The sequence below is a fragment of the Chitinophaga filiformis genome, from assembly GCF_023100805.1.
In the GTDB taxonomy this organism is placed as follows: Bacteria; Bacteroidota; Bacteroidia; order Chitinophagales; family Chitinophagaceae; genus Chitinophaga; species Chitinophaga filiformis_B.
The window spans coordinates 5,705,272-5,731,322 of sequence record NZ_CP095855.1 but is presented as its reverse complement, the minus strand read 5'-3'; the positions used below and the strand labels follow the sequence as shown (position 1 = coordinate 5,731,322).

20 protein-coding genes are annotated in these 26,051 nt (G+C 48.8%); 9 read left to right on the top strand and 11 right to left on the bottom strand.

The window, feature by feature from the left end; genetic code table 11:
* Window positions 1–3: 3 nt before the first annotated feature.
* From MYF79_RS22185 to MYF79_RS22155, 7 genes are all read right to left on the bottom strand, one after another.
* Window positions 4–699, bottom strand: a complete 696-nt coding sequence (locus MYF79_RS22185) for a nucleotidyltransferase family protein (RefSeq protein WP_247810025.1) — start codon at window positions 697–699, stop codon at window positions 4–6.
* Window positions 696–1,271: an SIS domain-containing protein gene (locus MYF79_RS22180; RefSeq protein WP_247810024.1), complete on the bottom strand. Its 576-nt coding sequence runs from the start codon at window positions 1,269–1,271 to the stop codon at window positions 696–698. The genes MYF79_RS22185 and MYF79_RS22180 overlap by 4 nt, the downstream gene beginning before the upstream one ends.
* Before the next feature lie 26 nt (window positions 1,272–1,297).
* The gene (locus MYF79_RS22175; protein WP_247810023.1) at window positions 1,298–2,317 is read right to left on the bottom strand and encodes a dehydrogenase; all 1,020 of its coding nucleotides are present in this window, start codon (window positions 2,315–2,317) and stop codon (window positions 1,298–1,300) included.
* A 939-nt stretch (window positions 2,318–3,256) separates the two neighbouring features.
* Window positions 3,257–4,390 (bottom strand): glycosyltransferase, encoded by a 1,134-nt coding sequence (locus MYF79_RS22170; protein WP_247810022.1) that lies wholly within the window; start codon window positions 4,388–4,390, stop codon window positions 3,257–3,259.
* A gap of 6 nt (window positions 4,391–4,396) precedes the next feature.
* Complete coding sequence (locus MYF79_RS22165; protein ID WP_199655361.1) at window positions 4,397–5,344, bottom strand: glycosyltransferase family 2 protein; 948 nt, start codon at window positions 5,342–5,344, stop codon at window positions 4,397–4,399.
* 59 nt (window positions 5,345–5,403) lie between these two features.
* Window positions 5,404–5,934 (bottom strand): DUF4199 domain-containing protein, encoded by a 531-nt coding sequence (locus MYF79_RS22160; protein ID WP_247810021.1) that lies wholly within the window; start codon window positions 5,932–5,934, stop codon window positions 5,404–5,406.
* An 18-nt stretch (window positions 5,935–5,952) separates the two neighbouring features.
* Window positions 5,953–7,212, bottom strand: coding sequence for a dihydroorotase (locus MYF79_RS22155; RefSeq protein ID WP_247810020.1), 1,260 nt, complete (start codon window positions 7,210–7,212; stop codon window positions 5,953–5,955).
* Between the two features lie 202 nt (window positions 7,213–7,414).
* On the opposite strand from MYF79_RS22155, the gene MYF79_RS22150 reads away from it, so the two are divergent.
* The 7 genes from MYF79_RS22150 to MYF79_RS22120 all read left to right on the top strand — a co-directional run bounded on the left by MYF79_RS22150 (window position 7,415) and on the right by MYF79_RS22120 (window position 21,496).
* Window positions 7,415–7,963, top strand: a complete 549-nt coding sequence (locus MYF79_RS22150; protein ID WP_247810019.1) for a sigma-70 family RNA polymerase sigma factor — start codon at window positions 7,415–7,417, stop codon at window positions 7,961–7,963.
* A 126-nt stretch (window positions 7,964–8,089) separates the two neighbouring features.
* The gene (locus tag MYF79_RS22145; protein ID WP_247810018.1) at window positions 8,090–9,040 is read left to right on the top strand and encodes a FecR family protein; all 951 of its coding nucleotides are present in this window, start codon (window positions 8,090–8,092) and stop codon (window positions 9,038–9,040) included.
* 201 nt (window positions 9,041–9,241) lie between these two features.
* Window positions 9,242–12,661, top strand: a complete 3,420-nt coding sequence (locus MYF79_RS22140; protein WP_247810017.1) for a TonB-dependent receptor — start codon at window positions 9,242–9,244, stop codon at window positions 12,659–12,661.
* Between the two features lie 21 nt (window positions 12,662–12,682).
* On the top strand, window positions 12,683–14,152 hold the full coding sequence (locus MYF79_RS22135; protein WP_247810016.1) for a RagB/SusD family nutrient uptake outer membrane protein: 1,470 nt from the start codon (window positions 12,683–12,685) through the stop codon (window positions 14,150–14,152).
* A 69-nt stretch (window positions 14,153–14,221) separates the two neighbouring features.
* On the top strand, window positions 14,222–16,408 hold the full coding sequence (locus MYF79_RS22130; protein ID WP_247810015.1) for an alpha-N-acetylglucosaminidase: 2,187 nt from the start codon (window positions 14,222–14,224) through the stop codon (window positions 16,406–16,408).
* A 172-nt stretch (window positions 16,409–16,580) separates the two neighbouring features.
* Window positions 16,581–19,745 (top strand): DNA/RNA non-specific endonuclease, encoded by a 3,165-nt coding sequence (locus MYF79_RS22125; RefSeq protein WP_247810014.1) that lies wholly within the window; start codon window positions 16,581–16,583, stop codon window positions 19,743–19,745.
* Window positions 19,746–19,975: 230 nt separating this feature from the next.
* On the top strand, window positions 19,976–21,496 hold the full coding sequence (locus tag MYF79_RS22120) for a family 43 glycosylhydrolase (RefSeq protein ID WP_247810013.1): 1,521 nt from the start codon (window positions 19,976–19,978) through the stop codon (window positions 21,494–21,496).
* A 44-nt stretch (window positions 21,497–21,540) separates the two neighbouring features.
* Here the strand turns inward: MYF79_RS22120 and MYF79_RS22115 are convergent, their stop codons facing one another.
* Window positions 21,541–22,455 carry a helix-turn-helix domain-containing protein gene (locus MYF79_RS22115; protein ID WP_247810012.1) on the bottom strand — a complete coding sequence of 305 codons (915 nt, stop codon included), beginning with the start codon at window positions 22,453–22,455 and terminating at the stop codon, window positions 21,541–21,543.
* A 14-nt stretch (window positions 22,456–22,469) separates the two neighbouring features.
* The gene (locus tag MYF79_RS22110) at window positions 22,470–23,360 is read right to left on the bottom strand and encodes an NAD(P)H-binding protein (protein WP_247810011.1); all 891 of its coding nucleotides are present in this window, start codon (window positions 23,358–23,360) and stop codon (window positions 22,470–22,472) included.
* 166 nt (window positions 23,361–23,526) lie between these two features.
* Between MYF79_RS22110 and MYF79_RS22105 the strand changes: the two genes are divergently transcribed.
* Window positions 23,527–24,279 carry an SDR family NAD(P)-dependent oxidoreductase gene (locus MYF79_RS22105; RefSeq protein WP_247810010.1) on the top strand — a complete coding sequence of 251 codons (753 nt, stop codon included), beginning with the start codon at window positions 23,527–23,529 and terminating at the stop codon, window positions 24,277–24,279.
* Window positions 24,280–24,408: 129 nt separating this feature from the next.
* Here MYF79_RS22105 and MYF79_RS22100 read toward each other — a convergent pair whose 3' ends face one another.
* Together MYF79_RS22100 and MYF79_RS22095 are read right to left on the bottom strand one after the other, a co-directional pair.
* Window positions 24,409–24,855 (bottom strand): SRPBCC domain-containing protein, encoded by a 447-nt coding sequence (locus tag MYF79_RS22100; protein ID WP_247810009.1) that lies wholly within the window; start codon window positions 24,853–24,855, stop codon window positions 24,409–24,411.
* Window positions 24,845–25,837 carry an SDR family oxidoreductase gene (locus MYF79_RS22095; protein ID WP_247810008.1) on the bottom strand — a complete coding sequence of 331 codons (993 nt, stop codon included), beginning with the start codon at window positions 25,835–25,837 and terminating at the stop codon, window positions 24,845–24,847. The genes MYF79_RS22100 and MYF79_RS22095 overlap by 11 nt, the downstream gene beginning before the upstream one ends.
* On the opposite strand from MYF79_RS22095, the gene MYF79_RS22090 reads away from it, so the two are divergent.
* A complete protein-coding gene (locus MYF79_RS22090; protein ID WP_247810007.1) occupies window positions 25,838–25,978 on the top strand; it encodes a hypothetical protein in 141 nt (46 codons plus the stop codon).
* Window positions 25,979–26,051: the final 73 nt, after the last annotated feature.

Genomic DNA, 26,051 nt, shown 5'->3' with positions numbered 1-26,051 from the left:
GTTTTATGAACGGAAATCTGTTTGTACCTGCTCGTAATCAGCCGGAATTCCGATATCGATAAAATAAGTATCACTGATGAAGCCGTAGAGCTGTCCGTTTCTTACCTGCGGTTCCAGGACTTCCTTTTCGAAGGAGAACTGTGCAGGCAACTGCAGACTTTCCATGTATTGCCTGGAAGTAAGGTAAACGCCGCCGTTGATCAGTCCTTCCTCGCAGTATTTCTTCTCCAGGAATGCGGTGATACGTGCGTCTTTATCCAGCTGTACGCTGCCATAGCGTTCAAACTGCCGCATAGGCTTCAGCGCCAGGGACAGCTTGCTGTGGGCCTGCTGGTGGAAGCTGTAAAAATCAGGCAAGGATACATCAAAAAAGGTGTCTCCGTTTACGATAAAGCACTCATTTTCTTTCAGGTGGGAAACGGCGTTCAGGATGGCGCCACCGGTACCCAGGGGCTCCGCTTCTATAGCGTAGGAGAACTGTAGCGGCAGATCGGCCTGTTCGCACCATTCAATGACCTGTTCCGACTTGTAACCCAGGGAGAGCACTACATGCCCAATGCCCTGTTTAACCAGGTATTGCAGCAGGTAATAGAGGAAGGGCCTGTCATTGACCGGCGCCATACATTTCGGTTTATCGGCTACCACGCTGCGCAGGCGTGTTCCCAGTCCGCCGGCCAGTACTATACATTCCCTGATCATGGGAAGAGATTATTTTCAACGATTTCACAAATGATATGTCCGATGGTGATATGTGATTCCTGGATACGTGGTGTATCAGCGGAAGGCACATTCAGCAGGTAATCGCTGTCATCTTTCATTTTACCGCCCGAATGGCCGGTCATGCTTACGACGATCATACCCTTGCCTTTGGCCACTTTGTAGGCTTCCAGGATATTGGCAGAATTGCCGGAAGTGGAAATACCTACCAGCACATCGCCCGGCTGGCCGATACCCCGCAGGATGCGCGCATATACCTGGTCATAGCCATAATCGTTGCCTACCGCGGTGAGGTAAGAAGTATTACAATGCAGGGCCTCTGCATACAGGGGCGTCCTGTCTTTATAAAAACGGCCGGAGAATTCTGCTGCCAGGTGTTGTGCATCTGCTGCGCTGCCACCATTGCCACAGAAGAGGATCTTATGTCCCTGCTGCAGGCTGCCTGTGATAACGTTGGCTACCTGCTGGATAGTGCTGATCAGCGTTTCGTCCTGGCAGATGGCCTGCTTTACTGCAATGCTTTCCTGTATTGTTTTGATAATATTGTTCGCCATAGCTGTAAGTCGTTTTGGTTAGCAGATCAGATACACCAGGTATTGATCCCATTGTGTGTAAAATGGTAACGTTTTACGTCCCCGCCGAAAGTTTTGAGGGCTTCCACCACACTGTAGCGGGTGTTACCCGGACAGTAGAAGATCATGAAACCACCGCCGCCGGCGCCTGAGATCTTACCTCCGGAAGCGCCTGCGCGTTTGGCTGCTTCGTAGATGTCGTCCAGCTGGGAATTGGTAATACCTTTTGCCATGTTCTTTTTGTGCTGGAAACCAAAATCAAGAATCTCGCCGATCTTGTCGATGCTGCCGCGAAGCAGGGCTTCTTTCATCATTACGGCCTGCTCTTTCAGGTGGTGCATCGCTTCGATACTTGCTTCCTTTTTCTCGTGTACGTTCTTCTGCTGCTCGGAAATGATGCTGCTGGACAAACGGCTGGTAGAAGTGTAGTACAGTACCAGGTTATTCTCCAGTTCATCCAGGTATTTTTCTTTTATACGGAGGGGATTCACAATCACTTTATCGCCATTGTAGAATTCCATGAAATTTACGCCCCCGAATGTTGCTGCATATTGATCCTGCTTACCGCCGGCCTGTTTCAGGTCTTCTCTTTCGATCACATAGGCCAGGTGCGCCATATCGTATTCTCCCAAAGGAAGTTTCAGCCATTCAGCAAAGGCGCCCAGCACAGCCACTACAAGGGTAGAGGAGGTACCGAGACCGGAACCGGCGGGTGCATCTACGAAAGTGGTGAGCTTAAAGCCGGAAGGAATGCCGTAATCTTTCGCTACGCGGTTGATCACACCTTTCAGGATATCCAGCTTACCGTCGAGGGGTAGCGGAAAGGTGGCGTCGCAAACCAGGGTTTCATTCCTGTCGGCGCATTCGAACAGGACTTTTTTATCAGCTATTGGCTCTATGGCTGCACGCGCGTAGAGCGAAATAGTGGCGTTCAGAATGGCGCCCCCGTACATGTCTGAGTAAGGGCTTACATCTGTTCCGCCTCCGGCCAGGCCTATGCGTAAAGGTGCTTTGCTACGATAAATCACAGTATTTCCGTTTTTATAAGTGATGCAAGATAAAACAATTGCGCATGCATATAAGGCTATCTTGTTTAAAAGAAGTTAAAATATGTTTATATGTCTGGTGGTGAAAAGATAACTGGAAGGATTGGTTAGGGGCTTACAGTGATTCTTGCGTGGACGTCATTGGGGGCAATGGTTGTGGTTCTTTGTATGAACTCTGGAAGTTGGATTTGGCTTTGGAACCCATGGCATGTGGCTTACCGGCTAACAGTGATTCTTGCGCGGACCTTCTGCTCGCGGTGCAGGCTGGGATCGCTGGCTGTGGTTCTTTGAAGTTCCTTACGATGGAGCGCCGGAAGACGGATTGGCTTTGGATGTGCTAATGAAGGTATGGTAGGTGGCTTGTCGGCTTACAGTGATTATAGCGCCGACCTCCTGCTCGCGGTGCAGGCTGGGATCGCTGGCTGTGGTTCTTTGAAGTTCCTTACGATGAGGCTGTGGAAGACGGGTTGGCTTTGGTAATGCTATTAAACTCCTGGTAGGTCGCTTCAGCATACTTCAAACAACCAAGGCCAGCGATTCCCTCCTGCCGCTCGTTGCGTACGGTCTTCAAATTATGTTATTGCGTCAATATACTACATAACAATATTGCTCACTGCCTGATACCATCTACTTCCCATACTCCTCACGCTCTTCATCCTCTTCATCACATTCATACTTTTCAGACCCCTCAAACCACCTCATAGTCCTCACGCTCCTCATCCTCATCCTCTTCATACTTCTTATCATATTCATTCTTTTCAGCCCCCCTCAAACCACCTCATAGTCCTCACGCTCCTCATCCTCTTCATACTTCTCATCATATTCATACTTTTTATCCTCACCTCATCCTATCTCATACTTTCCACATTCATCACACTCCCCATTCTCATCAACCTTCTTCCATTACCCAGACTGCTCAAACTATTTGCTGGCGGCCAACTTATGTATTTCAGCGGCCAGGCGTTCCCAGGAGTATTGTTTCTTTTCCACGCGTACGGCGGCGGTCATATCGGCTTCGCGGTTGTCGCGGTAATATTTTTCGATGGCGGCGGCAATATCGGCTGGTTCCGGTTCACACTGGAAACCTACGATGTTGTCTGGCACCATTTCTACCAGGCCGCCAACCCGGGTCACGACCATTGGTTTTTCGAAATGGTAGGCGATCTGCGAGATACCGCTCTGGGTGGCGCTCTTATAAGGCTGTACTACCAGGTCGGCTGCGCAGAAGTAATTCTTGACAGCCTCGTTGGGGATGAAATCGGTGTGCATCAGCACCCTGTCGCCCAGCTGGAGCTGTTCCAGTAACTGGTGATAGGGGGCGGCATCTTCATAGAACTCTCCTGCTACGATAAGGTGTACGTCCTGCTGCTTCATGCGCTCGTCGGCCATGGCACGGAGCAGGAGGTCCAGTCCCTTATACTGGCGGATAAAGCCAAAGAAGAGGATATATTTTTTGTCCTGTTGTAGTTTCAGTTGTTCCCTGGCCACTGATTTAGATACGGCAGGGCCGTAGTTGTCGTAGATCGGGTGGGGGATCAGGGAGGCAGGTTTGCCGGGCTCGAACAGCCGGAGGTCGTCCAGTACAGACTGGCTCATGGCAATGAAGGCATCCACGGGTTTCAGGAAATACCTGGTGAAGGGTATATCGCCGGGCCTTTTTTCGTGCGGTATCACGTTGTCGAGGATGGATACCACCCGGGTATTTTTACCTTTCCCAAGGCGCAGCAAGCTGCCCAGGCAGGGGCCCATGAGCGGTAACCAGTACTTGGTGACGATAAGGTCTGGTCCCCATTTACGGATCATGCGGCCTACTTTCAACCAGTTCAGCGGATTGACAGAGTTGATCAGCCTGCGTATTTTCAGGTGGGGAGGCGCCGGTTCCGTAGCGTACTGGCTTTTACCGGGAAACAGGAAAGAAGGATACTGTACGGTGAATGTCCAGATCTCTACTTCTGCATCCTTTTGCAGTTCTTCCGCCAGCCTTTCATTGTAGGCGGCTAGTCCACCCCTGTAAGGCCAGGCCGGTCCGAGAAAGAGGATTTTCTTTTTGCCCATCAGCTATTATTTGGTTCGGTCCAGGATAGTTTCCACGAGATATTCATTCCTTTCAGGTGCGTTCCTGGTCACCAGTTCTCCGATGAAGCCGGTAAGGAACAGCTGCGACCCTATGATCATCGCCAGCAATGCCAGGAAGAAAATAGGACGTTCGGTCATCTTATACTGGGAATAGATAATTTTCTCGATCGCCAGGTATAATGCTATGCCAAAACCAATCACGAAGGAAAGAGTGCCCAGGGCGCCGAAGAGGTGCATCGGACGTTTCCCGAACTTACTGATGAACATAATGGAAGCCAGGTCCAGGAAGCCGTTAATAAAGCGTTCCAGGCCAAACTTGGAAGTGCCGTACTTACGCGCACGGTGTTCCACTACTTTTTCACCGATCTTCCTGAAACCGTTCCATTTGGCGATCACAGGAATATAGCGGTGCATTTCTCCATATACCTCGATGCTTTTGATCACTTTCCTGCGGTAGGATTTGAGTCCGCAGTTCATGTCATGCAGCCTTACTCCGCTCATGCGGGTAGTGGTATAGTTATATAGTTTGGAAGGGAGATTTTTGGTAAGGGCGCTGTCATAGCGTTTCTTCTTCCAGCCGCTGACGAGGTCAAAACCGTCTTCCCTGATCATACGGTAGAGTTCCGGTATCTCGTCGGGGCTATCCTGCAGGTCGGCGTCCATGGTGATGATCACATCGCCCTGTGCGGCACGGAAGCCCTCATTGAGGGCCGCAGACTTGCCGTAGTTGCGCTGGAATTTGATCCCTTTCACATTCGGGTTGGCTGCTGCCAGCTGCTGGATGATATTCCAGGAATTATCAGTGCTGCCGTCGTCTATCATCCATACCTCATATGAGTAGTGATGTTCCTGCATGACGCGGTCAATCCATGCAGCCAGTTCGGGCAGTGATTCTTCTTCGTTTTTTAAAGGAACGATAACGGAAATATCCATGTTATATAGCAATGTGTTTAGGATGCTTTTCTATCTAATAAAGTGCCAATCTGAGTCCGCTACTTTTTACGGAGTACAAGTGCTATTATGGCAGACACCACAAAATACTGGAAAAGGCCCATGAGATAGGACATAAAGCTGCCGGAGAGCGTCACAGAGAAGTCCTGGTTCCGGATATCTGCCAATCCTTTCTCATATTCGTCTTTCGGTGTGCCAATTGTGCGCAGCATGGGCGCCATGCTTTCATAGCTTTTAATAGCGGCTTCTTTCATCTTCACAATGATACCCGGGTCGATAAAATTGGCCAGCACATAGATAAAAATGCTGCTCAGCAGCGAGCCGATCACGAAAGTGGTAAAAACAGGCTGCAGGGCCTCTTTGAAATTAATAAGGCCACCATTGGCTTTTTTCCGTTCCAGACCAGCCAATACGCCGGTCACGCCAAAAACGATCAGGAGGAGGATGCCGTATTTCAGGCTAAACAACATAGGTATATTGGTAAAATAGAGGGCGACGCCAATAGCGATGGCTACAAAACCGGCTATCAGTCCCCATTTTACACCGGGATTAGGATATGATGCATTACTCATAGTACACGAATGACTTAATTAAAGTTGGGCATATTGGCCATTGATGGTCCCTTTCACACTTCCTTTCAATTCCGCGCCAATATACGCTGAATTTTTCGACCTGCTGGCCAGGTGATCTGTTGTGAGCACCCAATCCTCTTCAGGATCGAATATGGTCAGATTGGCCGTTGCACCTTCGGTAAGGCTCAGCTCCGGCAGATTGAATATTTTGCGGGGCTGTGCGGAAAGCATTTCCACCAGCCTTTCCACAGATACTTCCGGCAGATGTTTACGGAATACGCCGAAAGCGCTTTCCAGTCCTATCATGCCATTCTTTGCATATTCAAACTCTACCTGTTTGGCATCCCAGTCCTGCGGCAGGTGATGGGTAGCGAAGCAGTCGATCACTCCCGTCTTTACCGCATCCTGCAGTGCTTTCACGTCTTCGGCGCTACGCAGCGGAGGATTGAGCTTCAGGTGAGTATCGTAGGTAACCAGGTGTGCATCGGTAAGGGAAAGATGATAGGGGGTTACAGAGCAGGTCACTTTGATACCTTTGCCTTTGGCATTGGCAATGAGCTCTGCCGATTTTCGTGTACTGATGCCAGTGAAGTGGATACGTGAGTCGGTATATTGTGCCAGCTCGAGGTCGCGCTGGATGATCAGTTCTTCCGCAATGGCAGGTTTACCCGGCATACCCAGCTGGGTACTGTAAATACCTTCGTGCATCAGGCCATGGGCAGAGATGCTCAGGTCATCAGGAAGCTGGATAATGGTGCCGTTAACAGCTTTTACATATTGCAGGGCCTTCAGCATGATACCGGGCGACTGGATCGGTTTCAGTCCGTCGGAGAAGGCTACAGCTCCCGCCTGCTGCATTTCATACATTTCGGCAAGGGAGGTGCCTTCCAGGTTTTTGGTCACCGCCCCTATAGGAAGCACCTGTACAACACTGTTACGCGTGCGGCTGAGCACATACTCCATCTGCGGTTTGGTGTGAAGCGCCGGCTGGGTATTGGGCACTATCAGTACGGTGGTATATCCACCCCTGGCAGCAGCGGCAACCCCGCTCTGGAGGTCTTCCTTATATTCCTGGCCAGGATCGCAGAAATGCGCGAAGATATCCGTCCATCCCAGAGATACATGCAGGTTGTTGCCCGTCACCACCCGGGCCTGAGCGGAAGAAATGTCCTTCCCGATCTGGCGGATGATGCCGTTCTCAATCAGAATGTCCTGCTGTTGCCCGTGAAAAGGGGATGATGGTGCGACTATCTGTACGCTTTTGAGTAATATGTGCATGCTTTAATACTAACTGTGTCTATACCTTGTCTGAGAAAAAATACCGGCAGCAAAAGTAATAGAAATTCAGAATAGGGCGTGCAAGTGAAGGGATTTACTTTCTATTATCGAAAAATACTGCACCTTTGCGCCGCCCTCTAAAAAAAGGAAGGGTTGGATTTAAAGATTATTATTGCTACCTTAAGGCACTTTATAGGCACATATGTCGTACAGCATATTGGAGGACAATGAATTAATGGACAAGGTCAGGCTTTCTGACGGGAAGGCCTTTGACGAGATTTATCGCCGCTACTGGCGTAAATTATACGCTTTATCCTTGTACCATCTGAGAGACAGCAACGCTGCTGAAGATATAGTACAGGAGATCTTTGCGAGCCTCTGGGCCTCCCGCGAAAGATCTGAGATCAAACATTTATATACCTACCTGGCTACAGCCACCAAATATTCCGTTTTCCATTACTTTGCCCAGCCGGCCAGGAACACAGGATCCCTGGAAGAACTGCATGCCCTGGCGGCAGAACAGAGCACGGCGGATTCCCGCCTGCTGGAAGAAGAGATCCGGCGTGAAATAGACCGGCTGCCCGAGAAGTGCAGGCTGGTATTCCGTTACAGCCGGGAAGAGGGGCTGGCCAATAAAATAATATCTGAAAAGCTGAATATCTCGACCAAAGCTGTAGAAAAGCATATGACCCGGGCACTCCGCCAGTTAAGGGTACAGTTTAAACACATGTTGATGTCATTATTGTTCTGAATCTTCCTCCGGAAATTTTTTTTTATCATGAGGTAGGGTAGCCTGCTTTTTCTCACACTATTATATTGGATACAGTTTGCTGTGATCTGGTCACGTAGTTTTTTTTATCTGCATTACTATCAAATTATGACTAAAGCGCAGTTGACTGACTTAACTACAAAATACCTGGATGGCACTGCAACAGCTGCTGAAAGGAAGATACTCGAACAGTGGTATTATTCCTTTGAGGGAGGGGAACTGGCGGTGGAACTGCCGGAAGGAGAGGACGAGGAGGCGCTGGAAAGCAGGATGAAGGCGAAGATCGATGAGCTGAACGCCCGGGCAGGCAGCCGGAAGCGCATATTAATGCAGGTAAGACCTTTCCGGATAGTCGCTGCTGTTTTCCTGGTGCTCACCGCCGCGTTACTGTCCGTATTTTTCAGTGGCCGTCAGGTTTACAATGCACAACGGCAGCCCAGGTTTGTCGTCCTGAAAGACGGCAGCAGGGTATGGCTCAATTCTGCTACCAGGCTGGTTTATACAGATTTTCCTTTTATGGGAGAACGCCGGCTTAGCCTGACAGGGGAAGCCTATTTTGATGTAGCAAGCGATCCGGATAAGCCCTTCATTATCCAGTCGGGCAATATGGTGACACAGGTGCTGGGAACCGCCTTTAATATAAAAGCATATCCCGGCGAGCCGTTCGCCGTTACCGTAACAAAGGGTAAAATAAAGCTGGAGGATAAGAAGACCAAAATCGTTACCTTTTTAACACCGAATAAACAGGTAAAATATGCGAACCGGCAGTCACCGGTACTGGTAGCAGTAAAGGCGGATATGGCCTACTCCTGGACAAAGGGACAACTGGCATTTTATGACCAGTCATTTGAGGAAATTGCCAGGACCATCAACCGAAAGTACAATGTGAATATAGTTTTTGCCAACAAATCACTGGAGCAATGCATGATCACCGCCACCTTCGAGAAGGAATCGCCGGTGTCACGGGTCATAGATCTCTTATGTAAGATCAACAATGCGACCTATACCTTTAGCGCAGACAGTAGTACTATTACTTTGGAAGGAAAGGGGTGTCAGTAACGGGGGAAAAGATTGTCACAAATTAAGGAAGTATACCAAAATATCAGGACATCATATGCTAAAAATGACAAACAGCACGTAGCATAAATAAAACGTCCCTGCAAAGAAAGTACAGGGAGCGTTTTATGGCAGGGTATTTCATGTCGCCAAACCTGCATACCCTGAATTCATCATTTTATAACAACAAATCGTATTAAAGTTATGAAAAAAACAGCGTATACACGGGAGACGTGTATCCAATACTTATTATTCCTCATGCGATGTTCGGCTTATATATTGGTATTTTTCTATACCTTTTCGCTTTCGCTGTTCGCCAAGAGCACTGAAGGTCAGGATATTAAAGAGGTGAAGATCAATCTCGTAGCCAGCAAAATGAAGCTGGAAACGGTCCTGGAGAGGATCCAGCAGGTCACGCCTTTCCGTTTTGTATACAATTCGTCCCAGGTTAAAGCTGCAGGGCCCGTGAGCATCAATGCCAGCAATACCTCTGTGGAGAAAATACTGCTCCAGTTACTGGAGCCTAATGATCTGAACTTTGAACAGAACAAGACACAGATCATTATTACCCGCAAATTTGAAACGCCCGCTTTCGGTCTTAACCTGACCGGTATTGCGCCTGCAATGGCGGCAGATACCTCCATTACGGTACGAGGAAAGGTGAGGGATGACAAAGGTCAGCCCCTGATCGGTGTGACTGTAAGTGTGAAAGGCAAGAACAGGGGCATTGCAACAGAACCCAATGGTAACTTTACCCTGAAGGCAGACCATGGAGATTCCCTGGTGTTTAAAACCATCGGTTTTGCCAGCGTGACGGTGAGTGCTTCCGGTAACCTGGATAACATCACACTGCTGCCAGCCACTACCAGCCTGAGTGATGTGGTAGTAGTGGGTTATGGTGTACAGACCCGCCGCGACCTCACCGGTGCTATTTCTACCGTAAAAGGCGCTGATATCAAAAACCTGCCTGTAAGTGATGCCGCCCAGGCTATTCAGGGTCGTGTGGCCGGTGTGGACATCGTTCGTTCCGATGGATCGCCGGGTACTACTCCCAGCATCCGCGTACGTGGTACAGGTACCATCAACAACGCAGAACCACTGATCATCATCGATGGTGTGCCTGCTCCTAACCTCAGCGGTCTCAGTGATATCAACAACAACGATATCGCTTCCATGGAAGTACTGAAAGATGCATCTTCCTCCGCTATCTATGGTACCCGTGCGGCAAACGGTGTGATCATCATCACGACTAAAAAAGGATCTTACAATGAGAAATTAAATACCAACGTAAACATCTACCGCGGTATTTCCAATGTAAACCGCTATATACCGTTGCTGACCGCTCCTGACCTGGTAAAACTGAAACAGGAACGTTACACCAACGATGGTCTTACCGTGCCTGCATTCTGGCAGGACCCATACTATGCAGTACAGCGTACTGACTGGCAGAAGGCATTGTTCAATACAGGACATGTAACGAATGCAGATGTTTCCATCAAAGGTGGCAGCGCCTATTCCAACTACCTGTTCTCTATGGGTTATTATGATGAGAAAGGGCTGATCACCAATACCTATTTCAAAAGATATACTGTCCGCATCAACTCTGAGCACCGCATCAACAGTCGCCTGAAGGTAGGAGAGAACCTCCAGCTGACTGCCCGTAAAGGTAACTCGCTGGACACCTATTCTTCCCAGACAGGTCTGATATTCAGCGCACTGCGTTTCAATCCTGCTATTCCTGTGAAGGATGATATGGGTAACTATGGTTCTGCACAGGCAAACAATGAACTGGGCGATATCAACAACCCGGTGTATACTGCAGAAACAACAGACGCATGGACCAAGAACTATCGCATACTGGCGAACGCCTTCGCTGAAGTAGAGATCATCAAAGACCTGAAACTGCGTTTGAACTATGCATTTGATGGTACACTGAGCAACTCTTTCAACTTCCTGCCTAAAACATTAACACAGGTACGTACCCGTGATGATGCGGAATTAACACAGAGCAATACCAGCACCAGCACTCACCTGGGCGAGGCATTCCTGTCTTATAACAAAACACTGAATAAAGTACACCAGCTTAGCCTGACCGGTGGTATTTCCTACCAGAAATACAGTGGTAACTATTTCAGCGCACAGCGTAATGGTTTCGATGATGAATCGCCTTATGTACTGGTGCTGGACAACGGTAGTATTGTTTACAACGCTGCCGGTAACTATTATGCTACCAATATCCTGGCATCAGGATTTGCGAGAGGTTTTTACAGCTATAAAGGTAAATACCTGCTGACTGCGACCATGCGTGCGGATGGTTCTTCCAGGTTTGCTGAAGGCAACCGCTGGGGTTACTTCCCTGCAGTATCTGTGGGCTGGCGTATATCTGACGAGAACTTCTTCAAGGATAATGTACACTTCATGAATAACCTGAAAGTGACAGGTGGCTGGGGTGTACTGGGTAACCAGAACGTAACTGAATTCCAGTACCTGGCTACTATCATCAAAAACCGTAAATACAATTTTGGCGATCAGCCATTCACCGGTATCTGGAACTCCAGTCTGGCCAACCCTAACATCACCTGGGAAAAGGCACATATGACCAACATCAGTGCGGAGCTTGGATTCCTGAACAATGCATTGAATGCAACGGTGTCTTACTTCGATAAGAACACGATCGACATGCTGGTGCCTGCTGCAAAGCCAGACCTGCATGGTACTTCCGTGGTGCCTGATGAAAACATCGGTAAACTGAACAACCACGGTTGGGAATTTGAAGTGTCTTACCAGGGCGGTAAAAAAGCATTTACCTACAACATTGCGGCAAATGCTACCCTTATCAAAAACAAAGTAACAAAGCTCTACTCTGCCAATACTTACATTGGTTCCAGCAGCTACGGCCGTCAGAACCAGGAAATCTCCCGTACCTATGAAGGACAGCCGATCGCTTCCTTCTATGGATGGAAAACTGCCGGTATCTACCAGAACCAGGCACAGATCGACAGCGATCCCAATATTGCGAAAGATGGCAGAAAGGATAATATTAAACCAGGCGATGTACGTTTTGTGGATGTGAACGGCGATGGTGCTATCACCGAAGCTGACAGGGTATACCTGGGTGATCCTAATCCGCGTCTCCAGTACGGTCTGCAGGCCGGCGCCAGCTACAAGGGATTTGACCTGAGCCTGTCCTTTACAGGTGTTGCAGGTGTGAAACTGTACAACGCCGATAAAATGCAGGGCCTGGATCCAACCTATTCTTATAACTACTACGCAGAAGAACTGCAGCGCTGGCATGGTGAAGGTACCAGCAACAGCGTACCACGCATGACGTTAAGTGATAATAACGGTAACTACCGTACGTCAGACAGGTTTATTGAAAGTGGTAACTATTTTACGCTCCGTAATGCAGCATTGGGATATACCATTCCTTCCCGCTTATGGGGTAGCAAGTCTTCTACAAACATCCGTGTGTATGTAGCAGGCCAGAACATGTTCATCATCACCAATTATTCCGGTCTGAACCCTGCACTGGGTTATACAGACGGTAATAAACAGAGAGGTGTGGACGTAGCCACTTACCCACAGGCAAGAAGTTTCACCGCAGGTGCTTCAATGAATTTCTAAGCTTCATTTAACTAATGGATCATGACAACACGTATTCACAATAAGTTTTTAATAATAGCTGCGGGCCTGTTACTGTCCATGTCTTCATGCGACAGCATCCTGGACGTAACGCCGAAAGGCACCTATACAACCGCCACTTACTGGCGTTCGCAATCTGATGCAGTGAACGGTATTACCGGTATCTATAACGTACTGCTGGAAGAAGATTTCACCGGTCATGCGGAGTTTACCTTTGACGACCCTTCTGATGATCAGTACCGTGCGGGCGACCACTCTGAGGATGTGGCCATTGAGAACCTTACCTATGATGCAGCCAATGCACAGGTAAGATTTGGCTGGAGATGGAAATATGAAATGATCAACCGTGCAAACAGTGCGCTGATGTACATTCCGAAGATAGAAGGCATGGATGAGACCATCAAGAACCGCTGCCTGGGTGAAGCGCGTTTCCTGCGTGCATTCGCTTACTGGCGCCTGTTGCTGGTATATGGAGAAGCGCCTGTAGTGACGGAAGAAGATGTTGCGCAGAGCAACTATGTGAAGCCTAAAGTGAGTGCCGATAGTCTGCGTGGCATCATCCAGTCAGACCTGTTGGCAGCAGCAGATCTGCTGCCGGCCAAGAATGAGGGTGCTGACAGGGGACGCGCATCCAAGGGCTCTGCCTGGGGATTGCTGTGTAAGCTGTACATGTATTGGGACAAACTGGACCAGGCACTCATATATGGTGAGAAAGTGCTGAACAGCGGCGATTACAATCTTGCGCCTACTTATGTAGCTAACTTCACACCAGAGACCAGCAACAACGACGAAATGCTGTTTGCTGTACAGACCAGTGATACCTGGGGTTATTCAGATTTTACCACTTATTATACACCGCGTGAATGGAACGGATGGAACTTCCATCAGCCGTTACAAAGCCTGGTGGATGAGTTTGAACCGGGAGATGTACGTAAAGCGGTATCTATTATGTCGCCCGGCGATAAGATCAACATCGGTTCAGGCATCGCTACCTATAGCGCTGATATGTCAGAAACCGGCTATCACTTCCATAAGTTCTCTTACTGGAAACCGAATGGTGGTCTGAACTATTCCCTGAAAACGCCCCTGTTAAGGACAGCTGATATTGCCCTGCTGGTAGCAGAAGCAAAGATCCGTACACAGGGTGCAGGTGCGGGCGATAAAGAGATCAACATGGTGCGTAAAAGGACCGGCCTGAATGATGTAAGCGGTGCAGGTATGGCAGCTGTGATCCATGAGCGTCGCTGCGAACTGAGTGGTGAGAATGAACGCCACCAGGACCTGATGCGTTGGGACAAAGCAGGTTTGATCGATATCACTACCTATTATAACAAGCCTAAGTATGGAAAAGGCGGCAATGTACTGGTACCCGCCCGTACGTTTATCCGTCCCAAGCACTATTACTTCCCGCTGCCACAGTCTGAAATAGACAGGAGTAATGGTGTGCTGATCCAGAATGAAAACTATAAATAGCATTTTATAAATTTGTGGGGGAGATGGCTGATACATTGCAGCCATCTCCCTTTAAAGTAATTTTCCTTCATGCAATTGAAAAGAATCATTGTTGCCTTATTGGTAAGCGGTCTGAGTATACCAGCCATGGCGCAGCTAAACAAGACAGCCACGGAAGCATTTCTGAAGAGGATCGTGAAAGACAGGGCTGCTGCATTTACCTTTGAATACCTGGCTGCAGACAGCGGCAGGGATGTATTTGAGATAGAGAGTAAGGCGGGCCGGATCGTATTGCGTGGTAACAATGGCGTCAGCATTGCATCAGCCTTGAATTATTACCTGAAGAACTATTGTAACAGCATTATTACCTGGAATGGCAGTAACCTGCAATTGCCGGCGAAGTTACCGGCAGTGACGCAGAAAGAACATCATGCTACGCCTTATAAATACCGTTATTACATTAACTACTGTACGTTCAACTACAGTATGTGCTGGTGGAACTGGGAAAGATGGCAGCAGGAAATTGACTGGATGGCGATGAATGGCATCAACATGCCATTGGCGCTTACCGGTGAAGAAGCCATCTGGCAGGAAGTGTATAAGGAGATGGGTTTTACGGATGCTGAGCTGGATAAATTCTTCAGCGGCCCTGCTTATTTCTCCTGGTTATGGATGGGCAACATTGATGCCTGGGGCGGTCCTCTTCCGAAGTATTGGAAGGACAGTCACAAGGCTTTACAGCAAAAGATACTGGCGGCGGAACGCAATATGGGTATGATGCCCGTACTCCCGGCTTTTACAGGGCATGTACCGCCGGCTTTCAAAGATAAATTCCCAGGTGAGACCGTTAAGAAAACGAACTGGGATGCAGGATTCCCGGATGTTTATATCCTTGACCCCGGCAGCCCGATGTTTGATAAGATCGGTAAACGTTTCATCGAGGTACAGACAAAGGCATTTGGTACTGATCACTTCTATTCTGCGGATACTTTTAATGAGAATGTACCCCCGTCCAACGATTCCAGTTTCCTGGATGCGATGAGTAAAAAAGTATTTGCTTCCATGGCATCAGCAGACCCTAAAGCGGTTTGGGTGATGCAGGGATGGATGTTCCATTATAACGCAAGTTACTGGCATCCAACGCAGATCAGTGCATTGCTGAAGGCGGTGCCAGACGATAATATGATCATACTGGATTTGTACAGTGAGAGTCACCCGGTATGGTATAACACAGAAGCCTACTACGGAAAGCCCTGGATTTGGAATATGTTACATAACTTTGGGGGGAATACCGGCATGTGGGGAGGAATGGATTCCGTAGCACACAACCCGGCGGCAGCATTACATCATCCGGGGTCTAAGCAACTGGCGGGTATTGGTCTTACGCCGGAAGGCATTGAACAGAACCCGGCTTTATATCATCTGATGCTGGATAATGTATGGCGCGACCAGCCGCTGAATGTGGACGAGTGGTTGAAAACCTATGCCGGACGCCGTTATAATACGCATAATGAGCAGATAGACCAGGCCTGGCAGATACTGTACCATACAGTATACAGCGGTGGCCCTACAGAAGGAGCGCCTGAGTCTATTATCGTGGCCCGTCCTACGCTGGACATTGCAGCGGAAAGGGTGAAAACGAAGCTCAATTATGATCCGGCAAAACTGATACCTGCCTGGGACCTGTTCGTAAAGGCTATTCCGCAGGTAAAACCTACTGCCGGATTCAGGTACGACCTGGTAGATCTTACAAGACAGGTATTGGGCAATTATGCCAGCCCCTTACAGCAGAAAGTTGCTACGGCCTATCAGCAGAAGGACCTGGCTGCTTTTCAGCAATACAGCAAGCAGTTCTTAGCATTGTTGGACGATATGGATACCTTACTGGGTACGCAGGAAGGCTTCCTGTTGGGCAAATGGGTGAGCGATGCACGCAGCAATGGTATTACCGAAGCGGAACGTAACCTGTATGAGCTCAATGCGAAAGACCTGGTAACTTTGTGGGGCGATAAAGACAGTCCGCTGCACGAGTATTCCAACCGTCAGTGGAACGGCCTCATTAAAGGCTTTTATAAGCCCCGCTGGGCACAGTTCTTTAAATTGCTCGAGTCCAGCCTGCAAAGTGGTAAAACAGCCGATTTAGCGGCTTTTGAAACGCAGGTAAGGGCATTCGAGTGGAAATGGGTGAACAGTCATGATAAATACGCGGCAGTGCCGAAGGGGGATGCAGTGAAAACAGTGGTGAGACTGTACGGGAAGTATAGAAAAATGATATAATTATAAAATGATTGTAGTCGGTCGATCGTGAGACGTCGACCACTGCATGTTGGGCCTCCCTTCTACTCCGGGGGCCCTTTTTTTATGTCTCCGCAACGCCACCCGTGGAATTCGTTTTCATAAAAACTTTACTGTATATTACAACAGTATTTTAACACAATCCCTCACGCCCATGCCCACCGAGAGCAAAAGTACCAAAGCTATACATACTTCTTCCCGTGCAGCAGCCAATAGCGAAAGTTCTTCGGGTATATCCAGACAAGCGGTTCAGCAGCAAAAAGTGCCTGTTGAAAAGCAGAAAGGAGATAAAGGGGCTATTCAGATGTATGATGGGCGCCAGGAAGAGCCAGGCCGTTTTCAGCTGAAAAGGAATGATGCTGACTTACAGGGGCAGCACCAGTCACATGAAGCCTGGCATGTTGTTCAGCAAAAGCAGGGGCACCTTGCTCCCGCAATGAAGCAGGTATCTCCCTCAAAGCCTGTTGTACAACGGGCATTGAAGACGAAGGAAGATGTTTTCATGGATCAGATAAAGTTCCATGTGATGAAAGGGATCTATCATTACGGTACAACTGACGCAGAAGATAATCAATACTATGTAGACGCCCTGGCTAAATTGGGCCTGATCAACAAGAAGAGGCTGAAGCAAAGGAGCAAGGTCAAACACCCGAAAAATAAGCGGATCACCCAGGAAGCATTTTATTTGCAGGAAAAAGATACCGGACTGAAAGGGATCACTTTCAAGGCCTTACAGACGAGCGGTTTACTGATGGACGGCATACGGCTTGTTGAAGATGAAGCCTCCTGGGATCAGTACAAGCCGGAATTTGCGGGAAGCCGGAAAAAAAATAAGGAGACGTTCGTTGCAAATGCAGATGGGGTGGGCGCCAAAACAAGTCTGCAGACAGACGTAAAGACAAAGATACAATGGGAGCCGGTTGATGGTTCAGGTGAAGGCAAAAAGGTAACGGCATTGCTATTGGGCCCGGACCACCCGCTGGGCACTACGCCATCAAAAGCAGCAAAGAAAAAAGCTGCCAAGCTGCAGAAGACTACAGGCAAAGGTTATATAGCGGGTCACCTGCTGAATGACCATCTGGGAGGGCCTGGAAACGATAAGCGGAATATAACAGCTATCCCCAAAGATGTAAATACCGAGCAGTCAGATAAAATTGAAGAGAAGGTCAAGCTGCGGGTAAACAGTCTGCACGAAGTTGTTTTTTACCAGGTGGAAGTAACTTATGCACAGGATAACACAACGTGGTATGCCAGTAACCTCAGATCTTCTTTTGGTACTTATAAAGAAGGTACTGATTTTACTGATCCCAAGTTCAATAATTTTAACAGTATACCTAAAGCAGATCTGGAAGATTTTTATGAACATAATCTTCCTATACAAAGTCCCACCGCCTATAGTACCGGAAAGGGATATTTATCATCTTCCGACACGCATTATACTTCGGGTGGCTTGCGCGACCCGGCCCCTAATTTAACGGGACTTACGCCGGGCGCAAAAAGGGCAACGTACAATGTAAATGTACAGGACCATATTCTTTTAAAAGATACTAAACAGATAAAGCTCGAATTTATTTCCTATGCCATCTATTCCCTGCCGATAAGGCAATTAAATGAACGAATTGCAGACCTGGAAAAGCAGAGTTTGTATAAGGACAAATTGTTGGGTTTGGGGGCGAAGGAAATCGGCGAAAAAGAAGATGAAATAACGCATTACCAAAAAGAAGGCCGTTATAAGGATCAGCTATTGGGTGAAGGAGTAACGGAAATCAACAGGAAAGAGGAGGAAATAGAGCATTACCAGAAAGAAGGAAGTTATAAAGATAAGCTGTTAGGTGAAGGGGTAGCGGAAATAAACAAACTGGAAGGAGATATTGAAAAGAACAGGGAATTGCTGGAAAAGCTTTTCTCGGGCCTGAATAAGATTGGTCGCGAAATTGAACAGGATAAGAAGTCTTCAGATATTGAACTCTCTGAAATCGACAAATTTGATCTGGCCCAATTGGAGAAGCGGTTGGAAGTGGTATTGGGAGCGGCAGAGCGGCAGCGGCTTGAAATCGAAAAGCTAAAAGAAGAACTTTACATTACCAGGAAAAAACTGGAGGGCGTAGAAATAGAGCGTGATCACTACCAGCGCCTGAACCGGCGGCATATCGGCGGATATGGATTTGAGTCTGCCTATAGAAACGAAGATTCACCTGAAATATATGAGCCACGTAGTCCGATAAGCAACAGCATATATGAAGAAGGCTGGAGCCGTGGAGAACAACATCGGAAAGAGGTGGATCAATTGCATAGCGAAAAAGAGTATTACAGAGGGTTTGCAATGGCCTCGCGGTACCAGCAGGAGGCGCATAAGCTTGGATGGATGGACGCACAGCAGACTGATATACTGCCGGATAATATCCCATCGGTATTATTATTTCGTTTGTCTTACCTGAATAAAGGAGCCTGGGATAATGGCGATGCTTATAATAATGGATTCACTGATGGAATAAGCAACCTGGCGCCAGCCTACAAGTCAGGCTTTGTACAGGGAATACGGGACAGGGAGATAGAGGGACTCAGGCGGGAGCAGCAACACCTGCTTACCATCAATCTGCAGGGGCGCGGAAACAATGACCGGAGAAGGGATAACGGTGGGTATCCGCCGCCGCCCGGAAGTAACTATCCGCAGCAGGACGACAGGGGTTCGTTTGTCACTTCTATGGTAGATTCATACCGCACTCCAACACAAGATACCAGGCGGTCCCATTCAAATCATGACCATCTGATCGATCTTGATCCTGAAAGGGGGAGAAGAGACGGTGACACGGACAAACGTTCCCGCAGAAGGGATAGCAATGACAAGCAGCGGCGAAGAGAAGGAAGGGGCGGCCGGGGTAATAGCCGGGAAAGGGATGAGCAGCCTTCTACTTCGGGGAGTTTCGAAAGAGACAGACTTAAACCGGATACACGTGACCGGCGTCATTCTCTGAAAGAACCGCGCGACCGGCGGCGTGAAGAACGAAAAGAGAGCCCCCTGCCGCTTAAAAAAAGACCCCTCCCCAATGAAACGAGAACAAATCAGGATCAGCGGCAGAGAGACCGTGGTACTGATCGTCCTCCTACAGATGAGAGGGAGCGTAAGAGACCACGGCATCATTCACCGCGGAGACAGCCGCCACCGCAGCAGCATGGCCAGCATGACGGGAACCGGTATAACCAGCGTGGTTTACCGAACCGGTATAATCAGCGCGATCAGCACGATCAGTATGGCAGGCGCGATCAGGGAAACAATCAGGACGACTGGTTTAACCGGAACGACAGGAAAGATCTGTAAAATCGGTCCTTACTCTCCCGAATAACTTTACCACGCTTTGACAGGCTCGTCCTCCCTTAATTTTCTGGTCAAAAGGGAGGTGCATGTTTTTACGTTTTGTTTCCACGTTCCTGCGTCTTGTACACGCCATTTTACATCCTGCGGATAATCCTACGCATGGCTTGCAAATCTTTCTTAACATTGCATTACATAGCGGAATTACCGCATTTATTCACCTCAAAATAACCGATATGAAAAACAACTATTTGTTACCCTTCTGCATGCTTGCCCTGTTTGCGTCAGTTGCAGGCTGCAGGAAGCCACAGGCAGACAAAGCGCCACTTACCGGCACGCGGGCTTCAACATCAGGCACTTTAAGCACTTCCGTGATCTTCACCAATCCATTGCCTTCCTCAGACAATGGCAGTTATTATGATCCCTGGGTCATCACGGTAGGCGGATTTTACTATTACTGCGGGTCTGACGGTGGTCGTTTATGGATCACAAAATCAGCAACCCTGCAGGATATCCTGCTGCAACCCAAGACCTATATTTTTACACCGCCTCCGGGTACCGGATATTCGTCGGAGTTATGGGCGCCGGAGCTGCATTACCGTAGCGGAAGGTGGTATGTTTACTTTGCTGCGGATGATGGTAATAATGACAATCACCGGATGTTTGTACTGGAGGGCGGCAGCAATGCCAACGATCCGCTGGACGGCGGATATGCGTACAAGGCCAGGCTGAGTGCGGCGACCGACAGATGGGCCATTGACGGATCTGTTTTTGACTTCAACGGGCAGCAGTACTTCATCTGGTCCGGGTGGGAGGGAACTTCCAATGTTTCCCAGTACATCTACATAGCGAGAATGAGCAATCCTTATACTATTTCCGGTGAAAGGGTGGAAATATCAAGGCCGGATCATGCCTGGGAACAGGTGGGGTCGCCGACCGTCAATGAAGGCCCTACGGCTCTCATCAGTGGGAACACGGTGAACATTATTTATTCCGCAAGCGGCAGCTGGACGAACGATTACTGCCTGGGAAGACTGACCTGTACCAATGGCGACCTGTTATCAAAAAGTGCCTGGACAAAGGCATCCACGCCCGCATTTTCAAGGTTCGGCAATGTATATGGGCCCGGGCATGCTTCGTTTGTGAAGTCGCCGGACAACATTCAGTGGTGGATCGTATATCATGCCGCCAATTCGGATGGCTCCGGATGGAACAGGAGAGTGATGGCGCAACAGTTTTCCTGGGACGGAAACATCCCTTATTTCGGCTATCCGATAGAAAAGGGTATTCCTGTAGCGGCGCCGTCTATCGGGCCGGATTATGCCATGCCAATAGCGAATGGCGTGTACAGGATAAAGTCGAAGGTGACAGGACAATGTGTAGATGTTCCTGACGGAGCGCCAACACCAGGATTACAGATACAGCAATGGACCGATAATGGCGTCACCGCGCAAAAGTGGAACTTCACCAGCCTGGGTAACGGCTATTATAAGATAACCTGTGTGGCCTCTGGTCTGAACCTGGATGATGCCGGCGGACAGCTGAACGCGGGGAATATCCTGATCCAGTGGACGGATAACCAGAACATCGCACAGCACTGGCGGGTGCAGGACATGGGTAACGGTTATTTTAAGCTGATCAATCGCAGAAGCCTGCTCGCTTTGAATGTACCATACAGCAACCAGACGCCGGGCACCAAACTGGAACAATGGTATGAGAACCAGTATGATGCCGAACTATGGCAGATCATACCTTAAAAAGACAGATACCCGTTACGCACCGGCAACAACAAATGAGCTGTTCAATTGAATGTTTGTCTGAATTCCAAAGGTGAAAGGTTCGTTTTTGTCTTGAATAACTTGCTGAATGACTGAGGATGTTCGAAGCCTAATTCGTAGGCGATCTCGCTTACAGACAACGCCGTGGTGGAGAGTTTTTCCTTGGCTATTTCAATCAGCTTACTGTGAATGTGCTGCTGGGTATTCTGCCCGGTCAGCACTTTCAGTAAGCTGCTTAAATAGTTGGGAGATACGTTCAGGGATTGGGCGATATACTGAACAGTGGGCAGACCTTTTTTCAGGAGGTCCTCGCTGTTGAAGTAGCTGTTCAGGAGCTCCTCCAGGCGGGCAAGTATCTTGTGGTTGCTGATCTTCCGGGTAATGAACTGGCGGTGATAAAACCGCTCCGCGTAAGTAAGCAATAATTCCAACTGAGCAATGATCACACTTTGACTGAATTTGTCGATATTGGAATGATATTCCTGCTCTATCTGCTGCATGATCGCGGCAATGACGGCTTCCTCTTTTTCTGAGAGGTGCAGGGCTTCACTGACCGCATAGCTGAAATATTCATACTGTTTTATAGTCTTTGCCAGCGGCGTATTCCAGAGAAAATCGGGATGGATGAGCAACAACCATCCCGAATGTTCCAATGCCTTATTTGCTTCGATAGAATAAACCTGTCCCGGGGAAATAAAGAACATCACACCTTCGTCGAAATCATATTCCTGCTGACCATATTTCAGCTTGCCGGTGAAATTCCTTTTCAATGCGATGGCATAGAAATTCTGTATGATGCCTTTCGGTTCATTTTCCCGCAATTGTCTTACCGCTTCCATTTTGATGACACTGATCAGGGGATGCTCCGGTTTCGGTAATTCCCTGAACTGGTGGTAGTCAGATATTGTTTTGAGCAGATGTGGTTCTTTGTTCTTCATTCCTTAAAGCATTATTATCCCTGTTGAAAAGCAGCGGCAAATTCCCGCACGAAATCTTCCAGTTTTACCTTGCCGGGAGGAATTGGCTTGTGCCGCTCATAGTCTTCGGCAAATGCGCCACTATGAACGCAGGCATACATCTCAACGAGACTGGCGGCAATGGGAGGTCGTACGCCGGCCTTTTGCAGGCCTTCCAGCATTTGTTCGTCTGTGCATACTTCCCATTTCAGATCAGGTTTTCCGATGGCGGTACCCAACAGGTGGACAATTTCGTTGACGGTACGTTCATCACTTGCAATATACCTCACTTTTTTGGTAGCGCCGGTGGTGGTCAGTTCTTCTGCAGCGGCAGCGGCAATATCTTTTGGCGATACCAGCACGATCTTATCTTCCCCGCCATAATTTGCCTGTATGAAACCGGCTGCCTTTATCATCGGAACATAGTTGTAAAGATTGTAGTAGAAGTAACCCGGTCTCAGGCTGGTAAGGGAGATGCCTGGTAACCGGCCCAGTACCTGTTCTACATCATGTGCGCCGAGGAGGAGGCCGGTGCCTTTATCGAGGTGTGCGCCCATCGTGCTCAGGTGAACGACCCTTTTTACGCCTGAGGCCTGGATAGCCTTTGCATATTGAATGCCCATGCCCCGGTAATAAGCCCTCGGGTCCTCCGTTTTTGAGTAGTTGGGTGGCGTCATCACATATACTGCATCTGCACCCCTGAATGTCTCCGTAAGGAAATCAGCATCTTCCACTGAACCAATAGCGGCAGTGGCGCCTAAAGCTGCAATGTCTTTCTGCTTTTCCGGGTTACTGCTGATAACTGTAACTGCGTGACCTTTCTGTAATAATTCCTTTGTGAGCGGCTTGCTGATATTGCCCAGGGAGCCTGTTACAATGACTTTCATAGTGCTGATTTTTATGTTACAAAGGTCAGTGGTAGTGAAAGAACAGACGTAGCCAGATCTAATATTGTTGTAGTCAAAACAGGGGTACTTATCCTGTAGTACTAACAAATTTGTAGGTATCCGGCAATCAGATAATACTGAATATATTTGATCGAAATTTTTCGATATGGACTTGTATTTAAATGGGAAAACAGCGGTAGTAAGCGGCGCAAGCCAGGGCATTGGGCGCGCCATAGCAAAGGAATTGGCCATAGAGGGCGTGAAGGTTTTTGCCACCGCAAGGAATGAAGACCTGCTGGGCAGTTTAAGAGATGAAATAGTAGCTGCGGGAGGAGCGGAGCCTGTCATTTTCGTGCAGGATTTTGTGGCAGCGGATGCCCCGCAAAACATTGCCACAGCGGCGCTGTCGGCACTGGGTCATATAGACATTCTTGTCAATAACACCGGGCGTAGCGCACCAATGGAAGTAGTGGGGGCAGAGGAGGATTGGGAAGCTGCGATGACGTTGGATTTCGACCGTCACCGGCAACTGACACAACAGTTTTTGCCTCATTTTATGGCACGCAGGCAGGGGGCCATCCTGAATGTGATCAGTACCTACGAATTACGCTCGGTGAATGGTTCGGCTGTTGCAAAAGCGGCTGTAGTGGTATGGTCCAAGCAGCTTGCGGGGCAGTTGGGTAAGTATGGTATCAGGATCAATTGTCTGCAGCCGGGACTTATCGATACAAACAATATCCGTCGTTTTTTTCCAGGCGGCGAAAGGAGGGAGTTTGCAAGCAGGGAGATTCCACTGGGTGATTTTGGTGAGCCGGAGGATCTGGCGAATATGGCGGTATTTCTTGTATCGCCCAGGGCAAAGTATGTAACGGGGTCGGTAGCAGTAGTGGATGGAGGTATGCGGCATCATCCGTTCTGACGACTGGCGCCGGCAGCCTGCCCGGGAATGCCTCATCAGCATGTGCAGATAAAGCGGTTCTTCAGGCATATGGATACAGCTGTGACTCATTGCCACAGTTGAAAATCCGCTGATGTATCTGCAAGGGATTTAAGCCAGTACTTCAGTCAATACATCCAGCATTTTACCCCATGCCTGTTTGGATTGCTCGATAAAATCCTCCGATCCGGGAGGCATCTGATGTGTTAATGTCAACTCGCATCCCTCCAGGATCGGGGCAATGTCGATCAGTACCCTCGACTGTTTGCCGCCGGGGTCTTGTTTCACTGACCAGGTGAATGCCATATGACGTGGCCTGTCTATGGCAAGGAATTCACCGATATGGTCAAATTGGTTGCCCTGCCTGCGTACCGAATAGGTGAATTTACCTCCGACAACAGGCTCGTTGATAAGACTAACGATCTCTTCGTCCCTGACGCAGGGGCCGAACATAAACTGCCCGATCTGCCGGGTATCGAGAAATGCGCTGAAAGCCTCGTCCGGTGTTGCTGAGAAGATACCGGTTATAACTGCATGTACGGGGTATTTATCTGGCATGTCGTTTATTTTTTCTTCCTGCTATCAAATATACGGCAAACCCGGCTCCGGCGAGCAGCGCCCATGCTTTTAACAGGCGTTTGGTACCGGGTTTAATACGTGGCTTTGTGTTGCCATTCGTACTCATAGCGAAATTTACCGTATTGAAGAGGTTACCGTCAGTAGAAGAGGCGCTTTCCGCCTTTCTGAGGTACATCTTCATGAGCCGGCCGGCCAGCTTCACCGTCAGTTCCGGGGCAATGGCATGGCCGAGTTTGAATAACAGGGAGGCCGCTCCCGGGTACTTCGTAGATTTCGGATGCAGGATAGCCGCTTTGGCAGCCTGGGCTATTATCATCGGGTCGTATACCGGGGGCGCAGACTTTAACACCTTACCAGTATAGTTGCTGGCGTGGTGTATGCCTGGTGTGTCCAGAAAGGCGGAAAACAGGTCAACTACATGAATATGGGGCCAGTCGGTCAACTCGGCCTTTAATGCTTCAAAAAAGCCCCTTAAAGCGAATTTACTGGCACTATAGGCGCCACCAAATGGAACTGGCAGGAAACCGCCAATAGAGATATTGTTGATGAGAATGCCTCTTTGCTGGTATTTGAAGTAGGGAAGTACGGCATGTGCGCCGCTCATATAACCGAGCAGGTTGGTAGCGATCACCCGCTGGTGGTTTTCCCAGGGCATTTTCTCAAAAGTGCCGGCAGCAAGCACGCCTGCATTGTTGACCCATACATCGATCCTGCCTTTCCAGTCGTAGGCAGTGCGTGCCAGCTGCCAGACAGATGAATGGTCGGTGACGTCTGTGGGTACAACCAGCGCCTTTGTACCTAAGTCCCTGCATTCTGTGGCAAGTTCTTCCAGCACAGTCTCGTTCCTCGATGCCAGTACAAGAAATGCACCATCCTGTGCGAGATGAAGGGCAATAGCACGGCCCGCGCCGCTGGAGGCGCCTGTTATTACGATGACTTTGCCTGTGATATTATTTTCCATATGTATAGGAAATCAAAACCTGCGCCAATCGGTAAGGCCTGTGTGCCATCCTGCAGCCTGCTTATTTTTTTATGGGTACAGGACGAGCTGAGTTATGACCGGTTCAATAAGCATGCGGGTACCGGCTTACAGCCAGGGTAACTGATATTGAAGCAGCCGTTGTTCCGCCGGCAATGGCGGCAGCGATGAAAGCTGAAATTCCTGGTATCAGGAA

What these genes read in the sequence shown, in the direction of transcription:
- MYF79_RS22185 (WP_247810025.1), bottom strand. Translation starts at nt 699, where the DNA reads ATGATCAGGGAATGTATAGTACTGGCCGGCGGACTGGGAACACGCCTG.
- MYF79_RS22180 (WP_247810024.1), bottom strand. Translation starts at nt 1,271, where the DNA reads ATGGCGAACAATATTATCAAAACAATACAGGAAAGCATTGCAGTAAAG.
- MYF79_RS22170 (WP_247810022.1), bottom strand. Translation starts at nt 4,390, where the DNA reads ATGGGCAAAAAGAAAATCCTCTTTCTCGGACCGGCCTGGCCTTACAGG.
- MYF79_RS22165 (WP_199655361.1), bottom strand. Translation starts at nt 5,344, where the DNA reads ATGGATATTTCCGTTATCGTTCCTTTAAAAAACGAAGAAGAATCACTG.
- MYF79_RS22160 (WP_247810021.1), bottom strand. Translation starts at nt 5,934, where the DNA reads ATGAGTAATGCATCATATCCTAATCCCGGTGTAAAATGGGGACTGATA.
- MYF79_RS22155 (WP_247810020.1), bottom strand. Translation starts at nt 7,212, where the DNA reads ATGCACATATTACTCAAAAGCGTACAGATAGTCGCACCATCATCCCCT.
- MYF79_RS22150 (WP_247810019.1), top strand. Translation starts at nt 7,415, where the DNA reads ATGTCGTACAGCATATTGGAGGACAATGAATTAATGGACAAGGTCAGG.
- MYF79_RS22145 (WP_247810018.1), top strand. Translation starts at nt 8,090, where the DNA reads ATGACTAAAGCGCAGTTGACTGACTTAACTACAAAATACCTGGATGGC.
- MYF79_RS22140 (WP_247810017.1), top strand. Translation starts at nt 9,242, where the DNA reads ATGAAAAAAACAGCGTATACACGGGAGACGTGTATCCAATACTTATTA.
- MYF79_RS22135 (WP_247810016.1), top strand. Translation starts at nt 12,683, where the DNA reads ATGACAACACGTATTCACAATAAGTTTTTAATAATAGCTGCGGGCCTG.
- MYF79_RS22130 (WP_247810015.1), top strand. Translation starts at nt 14,222, where the DNA reads ATGCAATTGAAAAGAATCATTGTTGCCTTATTGGTAAGCGGTCTGAGT.
- MYF79_RS22125 (WP_247810014.1), top strand. Translation starts at nt 16,581, where the DNA reads ATGCCCACCGAGAGCAAAAGTACCAAAGCTATACATACTTCTTCCCGT.
- MYF79_RS22120 (WP_247810013.1), top strand. Translation starts at nt 19,976, where the DNA reads ATGAAAAACAACTATTTGTTACCCTTCTGCATGCTTGCCCTGTTTGCG.
- MYF79_RS22115 (WP_247810012.1), bottom strand. Translation starts at nt 22,455, where the DNA reads ATGAAGAACAAAGAACCACATCTGCTCAAAACAATATCTGACTACCAC.
- MYF79_RS22110 (WP_247810011.1), bottom strand. Translation starts at nt 23,360, where the DNA reads ATGAAAGTCATTGTAACAGGCTCCCTGGGCAATATCAGCAAGCCGCTC.
- MYF79_RS22105 (WP_247810010.1), top strand. Translation starts at nt 23,527, where the DNA reads ATGGACTTGTATTTAAATGGGAAAACAGCGGTAGTAAGCGGCGCAAGC.
- MYF79_RS22100 (WP_247810009.1), bottom strand. Translation starts at nt 24,855, where the DNA reads ATGCCAGATAAATACCCCGTACATGCAGTTATAACCGGTATCTTCTCA.
- MYF79_RS22095 (WP_247810008.1), bottom strand. Translation starts at nt 25,837, where the DNA reads ATGGAAAATAATATCACAGGCAAAGTCATCGTAATAACAGGCGCCTCC.
- MYF79_RS22090 (WP_247810007.1), top strand. Translation starts at nt 25,838, where the DNA reads ATGTATAGGAAATCAAAACCTGCGCCAATCGGTAAGGCCTGTGTGCCA.